21 protein-coding genes and 2 pseudogenes are annotated in these 24,223 nt (G+C 36.2%); all 23 read right to left on the bottom strand.

All coding sequences use genetic code 11. The features are described 5' to 3' along the window. On the bottom strand, positions 1-1,462 hold a 1,462-nt coding region (locus tag PE36_RS00005), incomplete at its 3' end, for an N-acetylneuraminate synthase family protein (RefSeq protein ID WP_006029878.1). 3 nt (positions 1,463-1,465) lie between these two features. Continuing rightward, on the bottom strand, positions 1,466-2,155 hold the full coding sequence (locus PE36_RS00010) for a cytidylyltransferase domain-containing protein (RefSeq protein WP_043993510.1): 690 nt from the start codon (positions 2,153-2,155) through the stop codon (positions 1,466-1,468). 78 nt (positions 2,156-2,233) lie between these two features. Next, entirely contained in the window at positions 2,234-2,587 is a 354-nt protein-coding gene (locus tag PE36_RS00015; RefSeq protein WP_006029880.1) for a phosphomannomutase, read from the bottom strand. A 254-nt stretch (positions 2,588-2,841) separates the two neighbouring features. Then, positions 2,842-4,614, bottom strand: a complete 1,773-nt coding sequence (gene asnB, locus PE36_RS00020; protein WP_006029881.1) for an asparagine synthase (glutamine-hydrolyzing) — start codon at positions 4,612-4,614, stop codon at positions 2,842-2,844. Between the two features lie 2 nt (positions 4,615-4,616). Next, on the bottom strand, positions 4,617-5,171 hold the full coding sequence (locus PE36_RS00025) for a sugar transferase (RefSeq protein WP_006029882.1): 555 nt from the start codon (positions 5,169-5,171) through the stop codon (positions 4,617-4,619). Next, on the bottom strand, positions 5,171-5,989 hold the full coding sequence (locus PE36_RS00030) for an aldolase/citrate lyase family protein (protein ID WP_006029883.1): 819 nt from the start codon (positions 5,987-5,989) through the stop codon (positions 5,171-5,173). The genes PE36_RS00025 and PE36_RS00030 overlap by 1 nt, the downstream gene beginning before the upstream one ends. 3 nt (positions 5,990-5,992) lie before the next feature. After that, positions 5,993-7,483, bottom strand: coding sequence for a lipid II flippase MurJ (locus PE36_RS00035; RefSeq protein WP_006029884.1), 1,491 nt, complete (start codon positions 7,481-7,483; stop codon positions 5,993-5,995). A gap of 33 nt (positions 7,484-7,516) precedes the next feature. After that, a complete protein-coding gene (locus PE36_RS00040; RefSeq protein WP_006029885.1) occupies positions 7,517-9,421 on the bottom strand; it encodes a nucleoside-diphosphate sugar epimerase/dehydratase in 1,905 nt (634 codons plus the stop codon). Positions 9,422-9,790: 369 nt separating this feature from the next. Continuing rightward, positions 9,791-10,275: pseudogene (locus PE36_RS23865) on the bottom strand (integrator complex subunit 9); the annotation flags it as partial. Between the two features lie 144 nt (positions 10,276-10,419). Then, positions 10,420-10,530: pseudogene (locus tag PE36_RS24315) on the bottom strand (IS1595 family transposase); the annotation flags it as partial. Between the two features lie 116 nt (positions 10,531-10,646). Further along, the gene (locus PE36_RS00060) at positions 10,647-11,879 is read right to left on the bottom strand and encodes a hypothetical protein (protein ID WP_157517726.1); all 1,233 of its coding nucleotides are present in this window, start codon (positions 11,877-11,879) and stop codon (positions 10,647-10,649) included. 1 nt (position 11,880) lies between these two features. Next, on the bottom strand, positions 11,881-13,356 hold the full coding sequence (locus tag PE36_RS00065; protein WP_006029890.1) for an O-antigen ligase: 1,476 nt from the start codon (positions 13,354-13,356) through the stop codon (positions 11,881-11,883). Continuing rightward, positions 13,343-14,563: a UDP-N-acetylglucosamine 2-epimerase gene (locus tag PE36_RS00070; RefSeq protein WP_006029891.1), complete on the bottom strand. Its 1,221-nt coding sequence runs from the start codon at positions 14,561-14,563 to the stop codon at positions 13,343-13,345. Before PE36_RS00070 ends, PE36_RS00065 begins: the two co-directional genes overlap by 14 nt. A gap of 7 nt (positions 14,564-14,570) precedes the next feature. Then, on the bottom strand, positions 14,571-15,695 hold the full coding sequence (locus PE36_RS00075; RefSeq protein ID WP_006029892.1) for a hypothetical protein: 1,125 nt from the start codon (positions 15,693-15,695) through the stop codon (positions 14,571-14,573). A gap of 54 nt (positions 15,696-15,749) precedes the next feature. Continuing rightward, on the bottom strand, positions 15,750-17,096 hold the full coding sequence (locus PE36_RS00080) for a hypothetical protein (RefSeq protein ID WP_006029893.1): 1,347 nt from the start codon (positions 17,094-17,096) through the stop codon (positions 15,750-15,752). 251 nt (positions 17,097-17,347) lie between these two features. Continuing rightward, positions 17,348-17,551 (bottom strand): asparagine synthase-related protein, encoded by a 204-nt coding sequence (locus tag PE36_RS24940; protein ID WP_006029894.1) that lies wholly within the window; start codon positions 17,549-17,551, stop codon positions 17,348-17,350. 251 nt (positions 17,552-17,802) lie between these two features. Further along, positions 17,803-18,573 carry an oxidoreductase gene (locus PE36_RS00090; protein ID WP_006029895.1) on the bottom strand — a complete coding sequence of 257 codons (771 nt, stop codon included), beginning with the start codon at positions 18,571-18,573 and terminating at the stop codon, positions 17,803-17,805. Next, positions 18,573-19,262, bottom strand: coding sequence for a cytidylyltransferase domain-containing protein (locus tag PE36_RS00095; protein WP_006029896.1), 690 nt, complete (start codon positions 19,260-19,262; stop codon positions 18,573-18,575). The genes PE36_RS00090 and PE36_RS00095 overlap by 1 nt, the downstream gene beginning before the upstream one ends. After that, a complete protein-coding gene (locus PE36_RS00100) occupies positions 19,262-20,242 on the bottom strand; it encodes a Gfo/Idh/MocA family protein (protein ID WP_006029897.1) in 981 nt (326 codons plus the stop codon). The genes PE36_RS00095 and PE36_RS00100 overlap by 1 nt, the downstream gene beginning before the upstream one ends. Positions 20,243-20,244: 2 nt before the next feature. Continuing rightward, the gene (locus PE36_RS00105) at positions 20,245-21,303 is read right to left on the bottom strand and encodes a nucleotidyltransferase family protein (RefSeq protein ID WP_006029898.1); all 1,059 of its coding nucleotides are present in this window, start codon (positions 21,301-21,303) and stop codon (positions 20,245-20,247) included. Between the two features lie 23 nt (positions 21,304-21,326). Then, the gene (locus PE36_RS00110; protein ID WP_006029899.1) at positions 21,327-21,980 is read right to left on the bottom strand and encodes an acetyltransferase; all 654 of its coding nucleotides are present in this window, start codon (positions 21,978-21,980) and stop codon (positions 21,327-21,329) included. Next, entirely contained in the window at positions 21,973-23,046 is a 1,074-nt protein-coding gene (gene neuB / locus PE36_RS00115) for an N-acetylneuraminate synthase (RefSeq protein WP_006029900.1), read from the bottom strand. The genes PE36_RS00110 and neuB overlap by 8 nt, the downstream gene beginning before the upstream one ends. 7 nt (positions 23,047-23,053) lie before the next feature. Then, positions 23,054-24,223, bottom strand: coding sequence for a UDP-N-acetylglucosamine 2-epimerase (gene neuC / locus PE36_RS00120; RefSeq protein ID WP_006029901.1), 1,170 nt, complete (start codon positions 24,221-24,223; stop codon positions 23,054-23,056).

Below are 24,223 nucleotides of genomic sequence, written 5' to 3' on the forward strand. Positions count from 1 at the left end.
ATATTTGTCTAAAATCATGATATCGAACAGGCACGCCAAATGGACGATTGAATTGATAATTTCGTTTTTTAATCTGACCTAATATATCACTCATATAGAAAAAACCACCACGTTCAATATCTCTATCTACTTTTTTTCCTATCAAATCGTTTAAACGATTTGGTTGCAGACCTTGTCCAGGGCTTTTAATTTCAACCATATCTCGAGTGATGATCTCACCTGGTTTAATATGTCTTATTGCAACTAAACTTTTCGCCAAATTTTCACGATTCATTAGTTCACCCTGAGTAATCTCCCTCGGTGTTTTGTCACAACCCAGCCCTTCTTCAACTTGACGTATTTGTTTAACCATTTCCTTGAGTTCATTTGGAAGCAAACTTACTTTGTGGTCAGTACCTTCTAATGTAGTATCAATCGTTAGGTGTTTCTCAATAACCGTTGCACCAAGTGCAATAGAGGCTATTGGAACGCATATTCCACGTTCATGTCCAGAGTAACCAACAAGGGCGCCAGTTATTTCTTTTAATCTTGTTATGTATTTTAGATTTACATCTTTAAATGGGGTTGGGTAGGTTGAGTTACAGTGAAGCAGTACAAAATTCGCACCTAGCTCACCTAAAAATGCTACCGTCTCTTTGATTTCGGTTTCACTTGACATACCTGTAGAACAGAAAAAAGGCTTACCTGTTTTAGCGATTGCTTCTAACAGTTCGAAATTTGTAAAGTCAGCAGAAGCGACTTTATAAGCTGCCATACCATAGCTTTCAAGTGTTTTTAAAGACTCAAGATCCCAAGGGGTACATAAAGGTAAAATACCTTTTGATTTAGCGTAGTCAAATACTTCGATTAGTTCATCATTAGACAATTGGAATTTGGATAACAAATCTAATGTGTATTGAGCGCCTAAATCCGCAGATATATCGTTTTTACCAGAGTCTTTATAAAGGTTTTTCATATTTCGCATTTGAAACTTAACGCAGTCTACTCCAGCAGATATAGCATGATCAACTAACTCTTTCGCCAAATTGATATCACCTTGGTGATTATTGCCTATCTCTGCAATAATGAAACTAGCTGACGCTTCAGAAATTTCTCTATCTTTTACAAAGAACCCACTCTTTTTTTGAAAAGCTAGTTGAACTAAGTGTCCAGCGTCATCAATTAATGGAACACAATCAACTCCATTATCAAAGGTTTTATCGATTATCGCCTTATCAGTACCTACATTAAACTTTTGAACGCTTTCGTTCATGACTGTTTTAGCAAATACATTTAAGTCAAGCTCTTTAGTTTCGGTTAGCCAACGTCGAACATCGCCATCCGAAATACTTCCTAGTAGCTTTCCATGCTCTGAAACAACAAAAATAACGCGGGCTTTATTCTCATTAATTTTCTTTAAAACATCTATGAGATTAGATTCTGAAAAACAAATGTATTGTTGAATTTTTTTAGTTAGTAACATTTTTTACTCTATATTATTTTTTAATTTAAAGATTTCTTCGCACACTTTAAAGTCGACTAAACTATCAATTTCATAACTTTCATCTTCCGGTACTTCAAACATTCCAACCTTCCCGACGAGCCGATTTTTTGATTGTCTTAGTAACTTAGTCTTAGTAATGTAAAAAGAGCCTGTTTCCAAATATTCTTGATCTTCTTCTTTTATATCTTGGCGACGAGGACGATTCATATAATCATATGACGCAGAAGGACTTAACGAATTTTTCCATGTAAAACGATGTGAACGAGAAACCGTTAACAAACTATCATAATTACTTTTTTTAAAAGCTAAGATCGCATTATCAAATTGATTTTCAGACCGAAGAGGGGAAGTTGCTTGCACAAGTATAAATAGCTCAGGTAATTCATTTCTTTCTTCTAAATAATCGCAACAATGCAGCATTGCAGACTCTGTAGTTGCTTTATCTCCTGATATTGAATCTGGCCTTAAAAAAGGCACCTCAGCACCGTACGCTTGAGCCACCTTTGCAATTTCGGGGCAATCAGTAGAAACAACGACACGATCAATCAGCTTTGAAGCTAAAGCCTGTTCAATACTCCACGCGATTAATGGTTTACCAGCTAATAACTTGATGTTTTTTTGAGGCACACCTTTGGACCCCCCCCTAGCAGGGATGAAAGCAATTATTGACATTAGCCAATCCTTAATTTGATTAAACACTCATTAATAATGTGCATATATTAGGTTTGAACATAGTATCTGATAGGTTCATTATAATGACTGCACATATCTTAAACTACGTTCAACACAATCTTTTGAATTTTCATAACTATCAGCCTCGACATAACAACGTAGTTCTGGCGCATTACCTGATGGTCGTAAATGAACAATACGTTGATCTGATAATGTAATTCTTAAACCATCGGTTTCATCAACACTTTTAATTTCAACATTATCAAAGCCTAATAGCGTTAATAAATTTGCAAGATCGCTTTTGCCTTCTGCGATCATCATTTGGCTTTTTTCAGTGGCAAAACTTTGAATACGATCACTGTGCGTAAAACGTTGTGGCAGCGCTTTCACTAATGTAGAGATAACCCCCTCACCTGCCGCTGCGAGTAGCATAATAGCAGGAAGTACGCACTTTGGCGTTGGTCAACAATGGCTTTGAAGTGTTCTTTGAAATTGTCGATGTGCATACTGGACTCCCTTAAAAGATAGTATAAAATCACAGGTAATGAGATCGTCGAATTGATCTTGTTTTATCCAAAAAAAGTTCACGATCTCACCCTGGCCTTTAGACTCACCTCTTGCAGTTATAAGAGCTATATTTATGATTACTCATATTTTTGAAGAATAAAATTAATAATGGATTAACTTTAAACTTTAAACTCCCTGAACCAAATTTCCAAAGCCATCAGAGCTCTGATTTCTCGTGTATTATTGGCACTACCATTGCAATGGTCAGCGTACAAAGTTGATACATATTCTTTATTAAATAGCTCTCGAGCCATGGTTTTTTCAGATAACAACAAATCAAGCACCATCTCTTTCATGTCATGTTTGAGCCATTCAGAAATAGGTACTGTAAACATCTGCTTCTTACGATAAGTTAAATCTGTGCCAATTAGATCTGCGACGGCTTTTTTATAAATATACTTAGTTTCACCTTGCTGTAATTTCAATTCACCCGGCATAGAAAATGCGAGTTCAACCATTCGATAATCTAAAAATGGCGCTCTATTTTCTATCGACACAGCCATTCCCATACGATCGGGTTTGACTAAATTATTTCCCGGTAATAGCAACATAGTATCTATGTAAAGCGCTTGATTTAAGCGATCCATATGTTGGCTTTTGACGAATAAAGGCGCGACATAAGAAGCAGCATTATCTTTCGCAACGTGCTGCTTTAAGTTTTCACTATAAAGTGCCGATTTAGCATCGGGTTTAAATAAAGAAATATTATCTAGATAACGCGTTCTAAACTCACTCTCACTCATGCTTTGCGCATAATCATCTGCAAAAAATGATTTATATTTATCATAACCAGCAAAAAGTTCATCAGCTCCATCACCGGTTAAAACCATTTTTACTTTACGAGAAGCAAGTTCAGCGACACGATACATGGGTAAAAACGAAACATCACCATGGGGTTGATCGCAGTGATAGGTAGCTTTAGGCCATAAGTCAAGTAAATTAGCCTCGACTTTTTCAACCACATGTTCAGTGCCAAAACGAGTTGCCGCGAGTGCCGCAAAAGGCGATTCATCGAATTTTTCATCATGAAAACCGATGGTAAATGTTTTAACTGGTTGACTCATATGTTTACTCATCAAGCCAACAACAGAGCTAGAATCTACACCTCCAGATAAAAAGGCGCCGAACGGAACATCGGCTCTTAAGCGAATGCGCACTGCATCGTCTAATATGTCGTTAAACTCATTAATCCACTGTGTTTCTGTTTTTTGCTGTAATTCAATACTTGCTAGATCCCACCAGCGTACTTCTTCAATGCCTTGGGCTGTTGCTTTAATATAGGTACCAGGCATAACATGTTTAACACCACTGAATAAGGTTGACGGTGGCACGACATAATTAAAGCTCAGAAAAGAGTCTAAAGCATTATGATCTAACTTTTTATCGATGCCTGCGGCCAATATTGATTTGATTTCTGAGCCAAATGTCAGACGCTCATCAACATAATGATAATGTAATGGTTTTTCGCCGACTCGATCGCGAATTAAATAAAGTGCTTTTTGATTGTTATCCCATATCGCAATTGCAAACATTCCATTTAATTTAGAAACAAAATCAATACCGTGTTGTTGATATAAACGCAATAAGACTTCGGTATCACAATGCGTTTGACACTCAAATCTACTGCCTTTAAGCTCATCCGCTAGCTCAACATGATTAAATATTTCACCATTTTGTACCACTACAATTTGTTTGTCGTCAGATACGAATGGTTGCTGACCATGCTCAACGTCTAAAATCGCCAGGCGTTGATTACCTAAAGCAAGTCCAGGTTCGGAAAATACACCTTGGCCATCAGGACCACGGTAATTAATCACATCGCCCATGGTTTGTAATTGTGCAGACGTCAAACTGCGACCTTGTTGGTCAAAATAGCCAAAAATACCACACATAACTAGTTACCGCCTTTTACTACGACTTGCTTTATTGTCATAAAAATAATTTTCAAATCAAACATAACATTATGCTTATCCACATATTCCAAATCTAACGAGTCTCGCTCTTCTACTGTCGCAGCAGAACGTTTTGTCGCTTGAGCTAAACCGGTAATGCCCGGTTTGACCGTATTTCGTTTGTACCACATTTCAGGCGTATAGAGTTCTTGTTGCTGTGCGACATTAGGCCTAGGTCCAACGACACTCATCGAACCTAACAATACATTAAGTAACTGTGGTAGTTCATCAATACTCGTTCGTCTCAACCATCTACCAGCACGGGTGATTCGAGGATCGTTGGTAGAAGTAAAGTAAGGTCCAATTTTATCCGCATCAACGCGCATACTACGAAATTTATACATCGCAAACTCTTTGCCATTTAAGCCAATACGCTTTTGGGTATAAAAAACAGGCCCGAAGTTATCAAAGGCGATAATGATTGCAACAATCAAAAACAGTGGCAAAACACACAGCAGTACAACTAGGGAGGATAATATATCAAAAAGTCTTTTCATTATGCTTTACTCATTACTATGCGATTAATTATATCAACAACTTTAGTCTTATCTGCTAACTGTTCAGTGGCATTTCGCTGTAATAATTGAGTGCGAGTATCGAGAATTTTTTTCACCTCAGTCTCTAGGTTCATCACGCTTTTTAACGCTATTAATGATTCACTTTTGCGGTGAAAAGCGCGCGATAAAATAACACAAGAAGAACCTAAGCGAACATGCTCGGCTAAAATCAATTCTGCAGGTAAATCCCCTTCGCCAATTCGAGCCAAGCCACCAAAACCAAACGGTAAACAGGCTTGTTTCACGATGGTAATCAAGGACTCAAGTAAACCATTTGCTAACGGTTCAAACATGAAGTTAAGCTTTAAATCTAAGTGCAGATCATTTAAACCAATATAAATTTCACTAACCCCTTCAACTTTGACCACCTCAGCTAAACAGGAAGCCGCCGCTGCAGTTTCCACTAACGGTATACATTTTGCGCGACCAGCGATCAAACGACAAAAGGTATTTACTTCATCCGCAGAGTTAAACATCGGCAACATAAGTAAATCTGCACCCGCGCTAATCGCCTGTTCAACCTCAAGCGCAGAGCCGTCATATAAAGGGTTTAAACGGATCAATAACTCATTATCCGCGATGACATTACGGATATTACGCGCGTCTTGCATAGAATGCTTACTGATCAAGGTATCTAAATGGCCTTGTCGTTCAAACTTACCGTTCACTTCTAAATCAACAAATATTCTTGATACGCCCGCATCCACGGCGTGTTTAGCTAAATCTATATCATTTGTAATTAGCATTAAATTAAACATTTACTACCCTTTTTTAAACTTAATTAATTGTCGAATATCTTTACTCATCAAGACACACACAACTAAAAATACAATACAAGAAATACTTGCTATCAACATATCTAACCATACGCTTTGGTGGTCTAATGTAAGTTGAGAGAGTAACAAGTAATAAATCATCGCCGCCGCAACCAACTTAATAAAGTCAGCAATAAACCATCGATTACATAGGTTAACTCTATGTTTAATTATAATGATCAAAAATAATGATAAGCTAAGTAATCCATACGTTAATACCATTAAATCAAATAACTCATCGATATTGCTAACAACACCATAACCCACAGTGAAAAATAAGATCGCCAAGCAAGTTGAACAAAGTAATGCACTTAAGGTATCTTTCCTTGACGCTAACACAGCAATTAATAATGCATTTACACCTTGAAAAGGTAACGTTCGAATAGCACTATAAAAATAAGCAGATATCTTATCAAGTTGCTCAAGACTCAACTGATTCCAGTCATAAATAAGCGTTACAACGGAAGAAGAAAAATGCTGTAAAGGTACAAATACAGCAAAAGAAATAGCAATAACAGAGAGTATTACACGCTTAAGTGTGGTTAAAAAATCACGTTCATTGCCTTCTGCGAATAATCCAGAAAAACGAGGAAAAAACACGATTGCAAACACAGTTAAAACCACGCCCAACGGAAATTCAACCAGCTTAATCGCATAGTTAACCAACGATAATTCCCCTGGCCCACCTTCAGAAGCAATCGCACGAGTAACTACCGGCATTAGAAAAATAATACCGCCGGTTAGCACACCATAAACATAGCGTCTCAGTAAAGTGCCTGAAACTAAGTTATCGTTAAAAATATTGAAACTAAAAGGCATAACCCGAGAATTGATGACTTGACTACCCCATCGTACTAACGCTGCGACACAAACCCCAATAGAAATAACGAACAATATATATTCTGCATCAAACAAGCTCGTTAAATATAAGCTAGCGATTAACACTAAATTAAAGATTAAAGTACCTAATGCTGGGATCAGAAATTTACCATTATAGTGTAAAAATGCGGTAGTGATCCCTGCGGATACGGTCAAAGGGACAGCTATAAAAGTAACAGCAAAGGCGCTACTATATTGTTGGATTGTCGTATTACTTAATCCTGGTGCAAATCCATTCAAAATATCACTTGCAAAGAAATAAGCACATATACTGAATAAGCAAAAAATACCGAGCAATAACATCATCACCTGTTGATAAAGTACTTTAGCAGCGCCTTTATCTAAGCGTTTGAACTCTGGTATTAACGCCATACCAAGCGCACCACCAACCAATAAATTAACTAATATATCAGGGGTTGACAGAAACACGATGATCAAATCTGTTTGCTCGGACGCGCCAAAGTTAGAAGCAATAAAGGTTTCTCGTACAAAACCAGACAAGCGACCAATAAAAAGCCCGACAGAAACAAATAAACTAGATACTAATAAATTACGCATAACACTATTCTTTTCATTATATTATTAAGGGTTTTATTTTTGATTTTCTAACCAAACCAAATCGCATATACCATCTTTAGGCTTAAAACCCGTAGGTGCCGAAAGCAGTACGCCACGAATAGCTTGATTATCGAAATCAAAGCAAGCCGCTTCCAATTTAGCTAATACCACTTCTATTTCAGACCACGAGAGGCATTCTTCGTGGGCGGTCATGATCCGCTGATGACTCGTTTTAGCGACATTATCGCCAATCAATAATTCTTCATACAATTTTTCACCAGGTCGTAGACCTGTCACCGTAATTTCGATATCGCCGTGTTTATTGTTATCATCTTTAATCGAATAACCACTTAGGTGAATCATTTTAGTGGCAAGATCATATATTTTAATTGGCTCGCCCATATCCAGTACAAATACATCGCCACCTTGACCCATCGACCCCGCCTGAATAACTAACTGTGCAGCCTCAGGTATGGTCATAAAATAACGAATAATGTCTTTGTCTGTTAATGTGATAGGACCACCCGCTTGAATTTGTTTTTTGAATAAAGGTACCACAGATCCAGAAGATCCAAGTACATTACCAAATCTAACCATACAAAAACGGGTGTTACTTTGCTCTTTAGCCAGCGCTTGTAATACGAGCTCAGCCATACGTTTACTTGCCCCCATAACATTTGTCGGGCGGACCGCTTTATCGGTCGAAATCAATACAAAATCACTCACTCCAGCACGAATAGCGGCTCGCGCTGTATTTAAAGTCCCAAACACGTTATTACAAACACCTTCACTGACGTTATATTCAACTAGTGGGACATGCTTATATGCAGCGGCATGATAAATTGTCTCTACTCTGAATGCTTGCATAATCGAAACTAATCGTGATTCAAGTTGGACAGACCCCAGTAAAGGATAAAGTTCGACCTCTAAGTTAGCCCGTAATATCGTCTCTCGAAGCTCCTTTTCAATGGAATATAAATTAAATTCAGAGGCATCAAAAACGATTAATTTTGCAGGTTTTTGTAATAGAATTTGGCGGCAAAGCTCAGAACCAATCGAACCACCGGCGCCAGTAACCATTACCACTTTATCTTTAATATTTTCACTCATTAGTGCAGGATCGGCTTGCACGGAATCTCGACCAAGTAAATCAGCTATATCAACTTGTTTTATCTGATCAATCTGATATTCACCATTAACAAGGTCAGCCATGCCAGGCACTGTTAATACTTTAATCTCAAATTTTTCTAGTGCTGTTAATACTTTTTGGCGTTCACCCGATGTCGCACTCGGTATCGCTAATAATATTTTTTCAACATCATAATTATCAATTAACTCATTTAACTCTGATAGCGCGAATACATTTAAACCATTCACCGTTTTTCCATGCAGTTGTTGATTATCATCAATAAAAGCCACAGGTCTAAATTCTTTACTGTATGCGAGAGCCGAGTGCAATTGTCGGCCGGCCCCGCCAACGCCATAAATAATGATCGGAACACCACGTTTAAACGTGGTCAGATCATTAAATAAGTTACGGTATAATAGGCGAGAACCACCGATAATAAGCATTGAATAAGCGATATAAATAAATGGTAGTGAACGTGGTAACATCAAGCCATTAATGTAAAAACCTAACACAAGGAATAACGCAGCGGCCAAGATAGCTTGTACTATAGTGCGGATAAAACCACCACCAATATAGCGAAAAACCACCTTATACATACCAACGCGGACAAAATAACATAATGAGCATAGTGCAATGCCCGTGACCCACAGCCAATATATGGGATCATAAAATTCAGCACTGGCATCAGTACGGGTAAAAAAAGCGGCCCAAAAGCAAAATAATAAACAGCAGAAATCAAATGTTAATTTAATGCTAATTTTTATCGGTTTTGATAAGTCAAATATCCGTAATATACGCTGCACTTGCATGAATTTCCTAGTGAAAATAGGGTCTATGAATGATAATGAATTTGTTAATAACAAATAAATGAATCCTATCAATTAAGCCCTAGTCTAAAACGGGTAATAATAGCATTTTATCTTTAAAAATAGCGGAATAAGTTACCATTATAGTGTTATTTTCTCAACACTCATCAGTAAATATCTCTCAATACGTAGCATAACCAATGCCAACTAGGTTATTTTTTAGCATATATCTAAAGCTGGCTTTTTTCAGTTGTGTGGAATGATGATTGCGACACCTTCAACCATATAGCGTAATGTCTCAGCCAACACAGCTTTAGCAACATAACCACCAGTCGGACTGTATTGCTGAATATCACGACCAGGGGTACCTTACGCTTGATAACCGACAAAAATAACGTCGGCTTTGGCATCGGGTAAAAATTCAGATGGTCTTGATGACTGTCGAGGGTATAAAGCTGATCAAAATTAAATGGGTGGCGGCCGTCCTTGAGTTTGCCTAACGCTTCTTTATCCCAAAGTCCCTTAGAGTCACGGTATTTATTGGTGAAATTAGCGGCCATCGGCGAATCGACGATAATTTCGTGTCTTTCCATAACGTTTGGCTACGTTGGTTGCGGTGTTCATGCCTTTTATCGCCATAGGTGCTTTCTATAATTAAGGTATATGCACGGTAGGGTGAGCGTTTTCACAGTGCGGACATTAGATTCAATGGAGAGTTGGTCTTTATTGTTGTGACCCGCGGCTTCAGTACCTTGGAATAACCCGCAATCAATTAATACTGAGTTATAGTCGTCCATGTACAGTTGATGGCAAGAGCCAGTCACACCATTAACCGCGCCGTGATGTAAAATACGCATTGTTTCCGTCCTTAGAAAGCAAATTAAGCGTTAATTTTAAAGTGATGTTCCAAGGAAGGTAATAGGTCAATTTGCTTATTTAAGTAGGAATTCGCAGACTGCATAACACAGTGCAATGTCACCATCTCGAATAAGCTGTGACCTTGGCCAACGCATATCGAATAAGTTATTGTGGCACTGAATTTCAGTGCCGTATTTTTCAATAAGTTGATGAATCGAAATGCCTTTTTGAAACTGTATTTTATTTCTAGCCATGACCTAAACCTCATCACTACACTTATTTAAGTATAGTTTACGAGGGCTGAGCATTAGTGGTAATCAGCAAAATAAAAGACAACAGTACATGTATGTATGAGTTTTATTCGTTCTTGCTATTGTCTATTCTTATACGTCATTTTTATTGGTGTCAGTTTAATTTCGGACAGACCAAACTTTTCCTTCTGAGTATCAAAAATAAATTTGTAATACGAAAATCTGTTTGGCCTCTTTACGAAATATGTAGAATACTCGGGAGATATAGATACTTTTTCACTAGTACGTTCATCCATCAACTGCCACTCTAATCCATCATAACTTCCATATAGTGACCAAGAAAAACTATTACTGCCAACAAAGTCTCGGTAGGCTATCGAAGAAAAGCTATATGAAGCAATAGGCGTGTCATCAGAACTATATTTTCCATAGTTTTCATCATTTATTAAAATTTCATTCACTATAGAAGGATCAAAAATATTGGTTGAGCTCAATCTATCGTCAGTCAAATAGTTTGATACTCGACCATTAATCAGCACCTTTGTTCCATAAGTCACATCAGGATAACTCAATTGACCTATATATATTTTATATTGAGGTTCTTCTACTTTAGAGGTTATTGATATATTAAGACCAGATAATAACCGTTCATTATTAATAGATAACGATGCTGTAGCATCTTTATTAAAACTAAAAAATTTAGAGATATTAAATACTTCATCATCGGCATATATACCTTTTACATTTACGTCGTACTCAGATTTAGCTGGAAAATAAATTTGGATTGTATCTAATCTAGATATTTCACCATTAAAATCAGCGACAATGCTTGTAGTTAAGGTCCCTTTATTTTTAATCACATTATGGTCTACAACCGCAAGTTCCTCTAAAGGCTTTAAAATTTCAAATTCACCATATCTAATAAATGCAACTACAGACTGGAAGTTGTGTAGAACATAAGCTCTATTAGAAACATTAAAACTCGGCTCTGTTCGATACCCTTTCGAATAAGCAAAGCCGAATTTATCCCTAACGTCGTCATACTCAGAATCATATTTCTTATCCCAGACCAACCAATAGTTACCTTTTTTGTCTATTTGATTGACACCGTCTAATTTTGTTATATCCACTCTTTGCACATTAAAAACAGCCACATAAAAATTCAACAACTGCACGATACGAGGAGAATTCACATAAACGACTTCAACATTATCCTCTTGGTTCGGATTATTATATAAATATCTAAAGAAGAATTCAGTTGCGGGCATTAAATAGCTAGCACTTGTAAGTAATGACCACAGCACAGAGATAAAAATAATAACTAAATATATATATTTTTTGATAATTTTCACATTAACGCCATTTTTTTTCATTATGATATAAATCATACATCGTAATTAAAACTAGAATCATACTAAACATAATTGTCATATTTCTTTCTTGAGGAAAGAAAAAACCAGTAATAAAGAAATACGTGAGAGTTGAAAGTAAATAAACACTTTTTATATTAAAAAATCTTCTCCTACAGACCAAGATGAATAAAATGAACAGAGGCGCCAAATAAAAAAATAGAAAAAGAGAACCACCTAATATGCCTGTAGCTAAAAAAACATCTACAAAAATAGAATGAGATGAATATGTTTCCAATTCTCCACCTAAGTTATTCCCATTCAATTCAACCTTTACACCGCCCATGCCTTGGCCGAGAAAAACATTATCATCTAAACCACTTACAATGGAGCTTAATAGTTCCATTCTTGCAGAATTAGACTCTGCCATTTCTTCTATGCCGACTGCTTCAGTCTTAACTGCACCTTGGTTATTTTTTTCATAGAAAATACTTAAAGAAAACACCAGCATTGATATTAAAAGAACTACGACTTCAAATTTAAATTTAAACTTTTCATCTTTATGTTTAATCCCATCGAACATAATAAGAAAAAAAGCCAAGAATGAAGAACAAGTCATAGCTAAACTAATAGCTCTAGTACTATTAAGATAAAGAGCTAATAATACAACTACAGGGATCAACCAACCATAAACATTTGAAATAGATCTAAAATTATACAGTGTTATAAAAAAACCTAATCCAATAAACATAGATGCAGATGCATGATAAAAATAAGTCCCTTTCACTCTATAGAAATATTCACTATAGTTAACACTCTCTTTTATATATGAATAATCACCAAAGAAATGTTGTGCACAAATAATTATTGATTGTGTTAAAACTGAAAGTGTTATTACTTTCAATATGAAATGGTCACCAAAACCTCTAAGTAAAATAATTAAACAACATAAAAATAAATTCAAATAAACAAGCCAACGGGATACACCATCAAAGATATCAATGTATACATCATCAGAAATCATTGAACCAAATAAAAGCTTGCTGACTAAGATAAAAGTAAACAAGATAAAACCAGAAATAAAAAACTTAAATTTACGATCCGCTAATTTTATAACTATAGATACTAATAATATAAATTGAATTAGCAATATCGTCACCAAGACAACACTCGGTATCAATTCAAAAGAAATACCATTTATGTTAAAAAAAGCAAACGCTAATTGTTTTGGATGGACAAAAAAAACGTATAAAGTATTAATTAAAACAAATAAAAGTAATATGACTTGAGTTGCATTAACTACTTTTAGATGTGAGTTCACACGACTAAATATACAAAAGTTTTGATTAACAATCATTAGACTTAGAAAGAAAATACATGATGTCCAAATAGGAACCATAGGCAATAATGTAAAACCAAATAAAATAAAAAGGAACAGTCTATTTGGAGAGCCTTTATTTAAATAATTATTTAATGTCATCTACACTTCCCATTTTCAAAATCAAATCCACAATTTTATTAGTCGCCATTCCAGCAGTAGGAAGATTTTTTCTTTTAGTCTTCATTTTATTTTTTAACTTATTATCATATATAAAGCTTACTATCGCTTTTTCAATATCTTGCTTATCATTTAGCTTCATAGCTCCAATATCTTCACTGTAGTCAACGAGATGAGAATAAGCTGACATTTCTAAAATAAGTACATCCTTATCTAAAAGAAGGCCTTCCATTGCAACTGTAGAAGTCAATGTGATGATTAGATCTGAAGCTGATATTACACTTTGTAAACTTTCAGAAAAATCACTATTTAATGCGTAGTCAGGCAATTTTTCTTTTGTTATATCAGTGCTTGACGGGTGCAATCTAATAATAAAAGTGATGCCTAAATTTTCACATATTCTACTTAGCAACGCTCTAATTTCTCGAGGTAGATTAGGATTTCCCGGTTCTGGCTGCTCAGCCCAAAAAACAACAAACTCATCTTCAGAGATTTCTTTATTTTTTCTATATTCTTTCCCATTCAAATGAATAAGTGGATCAGCCAAAACATCAAAAGCTGGATTACCCGTTACAAAAACGGAGCTAGATAAACGACCTGCAGATACTAACCTATTTTTAACAGGCTCACTAAATACAGCCAAAACATCACCATTATTATGGTTTTTAAGCCACTCTACCTCCATCAGAGCAAAGAGGTCTACCATACATATACTAGGTATTCCTTTTTTATAGGCAGCCTGAAGCGCTGCTTTTTCCATTCGAGGTGAAGAAGTAGTTACAACAATATCTGGACGTTCAATATCTATTACTCTCTCCATAAATTGGACGGCATTGAATGCATTTAAACCTTTTTTTTCATATTCTTCTAATGCGGCATCTTCCCCAACACTTTTAACCAATTCATTTAAAGATGTTCCTAGATACGCAATCGAGTCTTCAATTGTAATTCCCTTGCCATCTGTATGATGCTTACTGGAGAGGAATTCACCATAGCGTAATATTTTTGGACAACGCATATTCACATAATCGATGACCTTATTATATGATATGCCTTCCCGTTCGAAGTTTCTAATTGATGTAGTTAAAGCTAAAGAAGATACATCAATGCCTTTTTCTAAGAGTTTTTTTACAACTGGGATAACCATTGTGGCATGACCACCACCATAACATACTGTTAAAACTTTCATGTTTTACCTAAAATATACTTGTCATTGTTTGCTTAGCATTCACCCAACTAATAATAGAGAGTTTATCCTGCCTAATCCTAATACTTATTGGGTCATATAATTGCATATCACCAATGCCAAAATCTAATTTTGACTCTATATATTTAAATTTTTGATCAAACTTAAAAACACTTCCTTTCTGTTTATCAATAATATATAAAAAGTCATCACAAACGCATATATCATTTGAAATAATAACTGGACTAGTATTAAAATATTCTATTTTCATTGTATCAAGATTTAGCCGACCTCCTTTATAAGGCTTCGACCAATCAAAAAAATAAATATAACAACCAAAAACTCGAGCTTTATTCAAACTACTTTCAGAAAGATCTAATATTAATAACGAAACTTCCCCGTTATTGAGTAAAAACAACCGACCTTTACTGTCTAGAGCATATGTTTGTTGTTGGTACGTAAATACGATAAGAATTGGCTCATCATGATCTATATGAATAATCTTACATCCTGTATATAAAAAACTGCCTTTAGAATAATATGAGCCAATACTAACTTTCCCATCACTTAACAAATCTAGTTGAGTTGATAAGCCTTTATCATACCTTTTGGTATTTTCTTTATTTTTTATTTCGAGTCCATTGAAACCAGAAAATATAGTCAGTGATTCATTATTTACTTCAATTGAATCCCAAGGACAGCATCCATCTAATAGTTCATCGCTACCTTTAACATCAGTATTGTAATGCTCAAAAACCAAATGATTTGACAGTATATCTCGAATGAAATAATTCAGCCTTTGCAATCTCATTCTAAAACTTCTGGTGTTTTCACCTTTGTTTAGCAGAGATGAATAAATCTCTGAGGCTTTTTCAGCAACACTATGAAGCAAGCTATCATTAATTAATTCATTTTTTAAATTAAGTAAGCACACGAGAATATAATCAATATTATAAAATTCAATTTCCTCTACCGAGGATTTCAAAAATTCATTTAGAGCTAAATTAAAATCAATATCATTAAATATAAAGTCATATTTTTTTTCAAAACTACTAGGTAATATATTGTAATATGAGTGTGGATTCTCATTAGTGTCTAAAAAATCATTTACATTAAAATTGCTGCTTGTTGTCATAAATATATATTGCCTTACAATTAATCAATTAACATCTAATATATTATGTCACGTTTATATGATATTCAATTTTTTAACATCATATCCACCAAATCGACCTGATGATGCAACACCAATAGATTTTATTGCTTTTAAAGGCAGAGTGTTTGAATCAAATGTATAGGTATATTCTTTCCCTGGGATTTGTACATCAAAGTTATCATGATAATATTTACCGTCATGTGTTCTTATGGCTAAGAAAGGCTGAGGGCCAAATAATTGACCACTTTCGACTCTGACCTTTAGCTTATTCAATTCGAGTTCTATTGCTAGAGTCAAGCTCGACACATCGCCAGAATCAGAGATAATATTATTGTGTTCAATTGCAGCAGCCTCAGCCCCTGAAAATTTAATGCAAACATCAGGAAAGTTGCCCCTAATATCTTCAACTAAACTTCTTACATAGTCCACATTTGGTCTGATATCACGATAATCATGATCCGCGAATGCAAGAATAGCAGATCCATTTTCACTCGCTTCCGAAAATGCTGATTCTACATGGTGTTTTTTTAACTCATTAAAGCGTGTACCTACATTTAAGCATCGATAGATAGATCGACGACAATTTCCAGGCACTTGGTAATCATCATGACTAGGATTATAACCAATCCAAGATGAAGATGCTCTTCTCCAATCTCCAAAACGCCCAGCTACCAGATCCAGTTGACCATCGTCTATATCATAATTTTGGTTAGCATAATCAAATGGGATCCATTGTTCTAAAAACATATGAATATCTTGACGTTCAGTATGAAAACCTGGACGGTTTGTTGTCGGAAACCAGTTTTCATCTATAATACGTCTGCACAAAATCTCGAGTAATACGTCAAACGAATTTACATAATTTGTTGCACACTGAAGTGGATTTCGACTGAAGGATAACGGGTGATAATGCCAATTGATTTCATCATTATGATTACCAAGCTCTTTAAGCTTCTGCTTATAAAAACGAAAAATATTACCAAATCCAATATCTTTCCGTCTTGGGTTATCGGTATACCCAATATGGTCCATACAGTGCCAACTATATGTCCAACCATTACCAAAATCATCTACTGTAGATTTTCTGAATGACGTCGATAGAGCATCATCAAGCATATTATTAATTTGCTCCCAGTTATTATTATATTCTAATAACTTAGGAGCTAGCATCTTACTAACACTGCTCTCATAACCACCTAAATCAAATTCTTTATCTTGTAGTTTTTTTAAATTTTCTTTGGTTGCTTCAATATCACTTACAGCCTTACCATAAACATCATTCACACGCTGAAATGTATCGATCAAATCTTCTGTTAAAGGGCCTTCTGTATCAATACAGTGAACAATATGAAGAATTTTGTTCTTCTCATTATATTTCATACTTACTCTCAATTTAAAATTATTATATTCTATGATCACTAAAACAGCCCTTCCATTTAAATTTGGGCTGTTTTATGGTAAGTAATTCGGTTTTATATTAAGTTATTATCTTGTGTTTTCAAAAAACATACTTACCTTAATAAAAAACAAAATACTATTTTATATGCTGTCTACTTTTCAATTTAGATATCAATAAACGCTCTAAACTATAATTCAACGGCCATAAGAGCGCGTATATCACTGGTATTATTTTACTTATTACGACAATGAGATTTATATAAATCTTTTACATATTCATTATTGAATAAACCGCGTTGTGTTGAGCCTTCACTAAATAGAAGGTCTGAAACCATATCCTTCAATTTGTCTTTTAACCAATTTCCGATTGGAACAGTAAACATCTGTTTAATTTTTAATGTAAACAACAAACACATAAATAACAGTCCATAGAACATTACAACTGCTAATAAACACTCTATTAGACATAAAAACCATTGACCTATTAATTACATCAACCTAATATACCTCAAGTAAAAAATCGATTTATTTTTTATTGAGGTATATTATAAATTACAACCTATTTATTAATGCCCATATAATACAGGTTTAAACCACTAAAAGTATGTCTATTTTGACAAAGATATACATTAAACGCTAAATCTCACGACATCAAAAAATAATATCCTTACCATTAAGAACTTATCAATTACAAGCTAAATCCATCGTCTACAATTATGTTCTGCCCTGTCACGTAACGCGACTGTTCGGACAATAAGAATAAAACTGAACCTACCACATCTTCAACGTCCAACATCCCGGCGCCGTGAGTATTATTTTTATATGCGTCTAAAAACACATCCGGTTGACCATCAAAAATCCCTCCAGGGCTCACACAGTTAATACGAAATCGACTGTCATTCACATAAGCCACTGCATACTTGTTTAAATGCAAAATTGCAGATTTAATTGCCGCATACTCAACAGGCATCGTCATTGGAGTATTGTCATAAACATCAAATTTGGGAGCTATAACACCATAAATAGATGAGATATTCACTAACGAGAATGGCTGTAACTTATCTTGAAAATATGCAGCGCATTGTTGAGTAAATAAAAACGCACTCCCTAAGTGAAGAGATAAATTTTCGTTGAAGCTGTCTAATGAAACATCAAAAAAATGAGCTCCGTAACTTTTATTTCTTGGGTAGGTAGAATTTACAGCACCATCAATATTCGAGCACATCGAAAATAATGCATTAACACTCTCTTTACTCGTCACATCAAGTGTCGTTAAGATTAAATGTTCATCATTGGTATTTACACCTAAGGAACTTAATCGTTCTTCCATTGCTTCTACATTAATGTCTGCAGCAATAACATAACCGCCCTGAGCAAGAATTGCAGGCACTAAACGAGTACCCAATAAACCACCAGCACCAGCAATGAGGATCGTTTTTTTTTCTAATAATCTATCCATTATTCCTCCCCCTGTAAAATTGCTTCAGCCATTCTAAAATCATAAATATCATCAATGTCCACAGCTCGTGCTTTAGGTACTTCAATACTTGTCACTTTTCCTGAGAACAGGCCGTAATTATTGAGTATAAACTGTGGTGTTGAGGCATAAACGACGGTGGTTATATCGAAAACTTCTGGAGCATCTTGACGGCGAGTAACCTCTGATTCAGGTTTAATCACCAATTCAATCAAATCATCTGATGTGTGCTTAACCATATTAAAATATGGACTGCGACTAGCAGGTGTTACCGATATACAGATATCAGCATTTGCGTCCTTTCGTTGTTTAATTGCAGCTTCAACATCAATAATACCTCGAAGTGGGCTTGTGGCGGGTAAGCTAACAAAACCATCAAATTGACCGTAATTCGATTCAGCCCATTCAATCGCATGACGCCAAGAAAGCCATTCAGGACTTAAATCTGTAGCAAGCTCAGCAGGTCTTTCGATCAAGACGGCACCAGATTCGATCGCAACTCTAGCAATATCGTCATCATCCGTTGATACAAATACGTATTCAATAGACGGTGATGCGATCGCAGTATCAATCGAATATTGTAATAACGGTTTCCCCGCTAAAGGCTTTATGTTTTTACCCGGTAGCCCTTTTGAGCCTCCACGGGCAAAAATGAATGCAAAGTTCTTCATTATATTTCTCTATTCTTGCAAGCTTGTTGTTTAATTTTATCAATTAAAGCTACGGTTAGTGTCGCTTCTATAACGTTAGTACAACGATGAGACTGACCTTTAATCATTTGAATAAAGTCTGTGAGCATCGCTAGGTACATTTGGTTCTTATCCCACAGAGGTTCGCTATAAAGAACTGACGTATTTGTTGCTGTTGTAAGCGTCAGTTGGTTCTGAATTAAATCCCAATCTATACGCCCTTCCTTGCCAATGAAACTGCATTTTCGGTGAGCTTGACGCTGTAAAAAATCCAAATGTATGGCAGCCACTGCACCCGATTCTGTGAGAGTGAATATATCGGCGATGTCTTCGACATCAAGATCCAATTCATCTGATGAACGTAAAATTGCATATTGTAGGTCTAAAGGCCCTAATAACCATTGGGCGTAATCTAACTCATGACTAAGCTCAAATAAGGCTCCACCACCAAGATTTTCATTTGCAGAGACGCTGTCTCTGTAATCTTTACTTGGACGCCAATCAGGAAGATATTGACCGATCTCAATATGCACATTATATAAAGTACCAATTTTACCTTCATCTAGTAGTATTTTCAGTCTTTGAGCAGAAGGTAAATATCGTAAACAATAGCCGATGGCAACAGGAGTACCATACAACTCGATTGCTCTTTGAATGGCATTTGCATCTTCGTTCGTCGTTGTGACTGGTTTTTCGATCAAAGTTGGAATACCAGCTTCAATGAAAGGGATCGAATGCTGCGCATGAAAAGGCGCAGGAGATGCAACAATCACTAATTCCACTTCCGCGTCAATGAGTGCTTCAATGCTAGTAACAACACCATCACTATCGCTGATCTTTTCATTAAGTGTACGTCCACTCGCAGACATAACCAGTAATTCAACGTTTGGAAATAAAAACTTTATATTACGACGATGACGCGTAGCAATATTACCTAAACCAATGACAGCAACTTTATTCATAATTAATCGAGCCCTAGCATATGTATGTCTGCTTGTGCACGATTAAAATCATCCATACGGCCAATGTCCAACCAATATTCATGAATAGGAAACATCAAAAGGTTATCACGCTCATTCATGTGCTGCTCAAGCAATGTCGGCATATCAATATGATGATTTACAGGGACTGATTGAATCACTCGAGGGGATACGACATAAATACCAGCATTAACAAAAAAACGTTGAATTGGCTTCTCAACCATACTGGTTATTTTATTTCCTTTGCCATTAATTACGCCATAAGGGATTTGATAGTCGTATTCACGAACACACATTGTCGCATCTGCTTTGTTTTCTATATGAAAATCTAATAGGCGTTCAAAATCAACTTTAGTAAGAACATCACCATTCATCATAATTAGTGGTAAATCTTTTGGTAAATCAGCAGGCAGTAAACCTAGAGCCCCACCGGTGCCTAACGGAGAGTTCTCATGAACATAGTTAATCTTCACACCTAACTCAGACCCATCTCCAAAGTGTTGCTGAATTTGCTCTGCCATATAGTGAGTAGATATATAAAAATTCACAAAACCCGCTTTAATAAAGCTACGAATAACGGTTTCTAAAATTGGTTTATTACCAATTTTAAGCATAGGTTTGGGACAAGTATCCGTTAAAGGACGTAAGCGAGTACCAAATCCTCCAGCCATCAAAAACACCGGGTTTTGGTGAATTATTTTTTCAAACAAATGATGTAATGTTTCAAGCCCAACCACCTTACCATTATCGAGTAACGGGATAGACAAAATTTCTGTTCTTTCCATTAGTTCAATTAAATCTTCACGTGGCGTATTAACATCTGCGGTTATTGGATTGGTATTCATGACTTCAGTTATATCAGCCGTCAATGCAAGATTACTCAACAAACCACGACGAATATCACCATCAGTAACAATACCTTGCAAACATTCCTTATCATCAACGACTAGCGCAACTCGGAGTGCTTCTTGATTAATAATTTCTAATGCATCCCATACTGTACTGGTTGATTTAATAAATACGTTCTTCCAAGAATCACTCATGATTAACCTTATTATATTTTAAACTATATAGCATTTTTGATTACAGCTCTGCTTGGATAACAGATTTGTCCCGAAGATATATTTTGGGTCACTATAGCACCAGCGGCTACAATTGAATGTTGCTCAAGCATAATATTTTGAATAATCGTGGCACTAGCGCCGATATACACATCATTTAGTGTCGTCACCTGCCCGCATAAAGTCGCTCTAGGGGCAATATGGTTATATTGGCCAACCCGACAATCATGCTCAACAATGACGCCACTATTGATAATGCTATGTGCTTCAATCACAGTCCCGGCCTGGATAATAGCCCCCGGAAAAACCTGAACCCCTTGCTCTAGGACTGCAAATGGAGAGACTTGAGCAACATCAGAGACTATCGTTTCAAATTGATATCCAAGAGATAAGAAATAGTCATTTAACTTACGCTTTAAACCCGATCTGGGTAACATTCCAATCCCATTAACAAGTCTTACTCGTTCTGTTGAAAACATTAATACATCATCATCATTTTTAAGATGCGAAATATCATAAAAAACACCGCGCTGGCTAATGTCTTCAGGGCTAACAATAGCCAATATCTCACGTTGTTGTAAGCGTAATATATCAACTAATACGCCAGCATGCCCTCCACCACCAATAACAACAAGAGGCAGTAACTCTTGGTTACTCAACAATCAAATCCCCTACTTGGTAGCTTTTACTCGCAAATGTATTCAGTAGCGTCCAGTAATGATATGGTGACATGCCTGAACCTGGACGTTTAATCGTTAGATTATCTTCGGTGATAAGGTCACCTTCTTTAATTACTCTAGACGCAACTAAACTCTTACGAGCCACAGCTTTATTCTTAATTTCTGATACTGTAGGGCTTTTCACTCCCCCCCCTAAAGCAACTTCCACCTGACGGATTGCCTCCACCATAGCAGCGAGCTCTTGAGGTTCTAAAGACGCTTTATGATCCGGTCCGTCCATGTTTTTGTCTAACGTGAAGTGCTTTTCAATTAACACTGCACCACGCGCTACGGCTGCTATTGGAATTATGATCCCCTCACTATGATCAGAATAGCCCGCTGGTAATTTAAATGCATGGCCAAGGGTCTCCATTGCTTTCAGATTTATTTCAGCCATTGGGGCCGGATATTCCGTTGTGCAATGCAATATCGTGACTTTTTGTTTTAGTGTTTTTTGACCAAGCTCTGATGCATACGCTTGTTGGAATGCGAATTCACTTGGCGCTGCATTCTTATCCGCAATATAACCAAATGCAATAACACCTAATACCGCTTCAACGTCTGAGAGTGTCGCCATTCCAGTCGAAACAATTAAATCACAGCCAGTGCGAGCATGTTCCAATACTAATGGTGCATTAGTGATTTCACCTGAAGGGATTTTTAAACGCGTTAATCCTAAATCATTAACTAAAAAATCCAAGCTCTCGAAATCAAAAGCCGTTGATAAGAATTCAATGCCCAATAATTCACAATGCTTAACAAGTTGATGATGGGCATCATAAGAAAGTTCTAGTCTGCTTAACATCGCTAGTTGTGATTCTTTTTTTTGTGTATTTGTTACTTGATAATCAGCTTGTTTAGCATCAGCAGTTACCAAATTTTTAGCTTTAAAAGTTTGAAATTTAACAATGTCTGCGCCAGCTTGGTGGGCAGCATCAACAAGTTTAAAAGCTAATTGTTCATCACCATTATGGTTAACACCTGCTTCAGCAATAATTAAAGTCATTATCTTCTCACTCAATATCATCAAAATTTATATCGTAAAAGGCTTTTCTTGGGTTAAACGTCAATGATTTAATCATCTCCATTACTTTACTGCTCGAATCACCCTGTCCATATGGATTGAATATTTTTTCATCAACTTGTTTATAGGTTCGATTAACGGCAACCAGTATTGCATCAGAGATCGATTGCTGATTAGATTCTACGTTTAATACGCTTTTTGCAGCCAAGCGACCTTTTTGTCTCGAACCTATGTTCACCGTTGGCACATCAAACGCTGGAACTTCAATTATACCACTCGAAGAGTTACCAATGACAGCCGCCGCATGCATGACTGAACTTAGGTAGCGAACTTGGCCTAATGAAGGAATAGCCAATACTCGAATTGGATTTTTACGTGCGTATTCTTCAAGTATTGGGATTAGGCGCCGTCCACCATCATCCGCATTTGGATAAGTAATAATTATTTGATAATCAGGGTATTCATCCAAAGCCCTTAATAATGATTCGAAGCTAGCTTTTGGCGCTTCATCGCCCAAAGTAACAGGATGATAAGTAACAACAAAAAAAGGTTTATTTAATGTGAAATTTAATGACTCTGATAACTCAGGAACACTCATGAAATTAGCTCGCTGGAGATGGTCTAAACCAATAGCACCTACGTTCTTTACTCTTTCAGGTTCCTCACCTAGCTGTATTACTCGCTGGCGATATTCTTCAGTAGAAGTGCAATGCAAATAACTTAATTTAGTAATAGCATGCCTAATTGCATCATCATAAGCACCTTCAGTTAATTCACCGCCATGTAAATGAACGACAGGAATACGCAAGATCATCGCAGTCTGAGCCGCAGCGAGCGCTTCAAAGCGATCTCCGAGAATAACCAATACATCGGGTTGTAAACGACTAAGGGCATCAGCAAACCCCAGCACACCTAGCCCCATACTCTTAGCGACTCCCACAGCACTATCTGATGATAATAATATTTCAATTTTTTCATCAATAACAAAACCATCTTGCTCGATCTGCTGATAAGTGTGCCCAAACTCTGGTGATAAGTGCATACCAGATACAAGTAACTGTAATACGAACTCAGGATCTGCCTGGATGTCTTTCAAAAGCCAATACAGCAAACCATACTCAGCTCTTGTACCGGTAAATACAGCAACATTTTTTTTCAT

The sequence above is a fragment of the Moritella sp. PE36 genome (genome assembly GCF_000170855.1).
Lineage (GTDB): Bacteria > Pseudomonadota > Gammaproteobacteria > Enterobacterales > Moritellaceae > Moritella.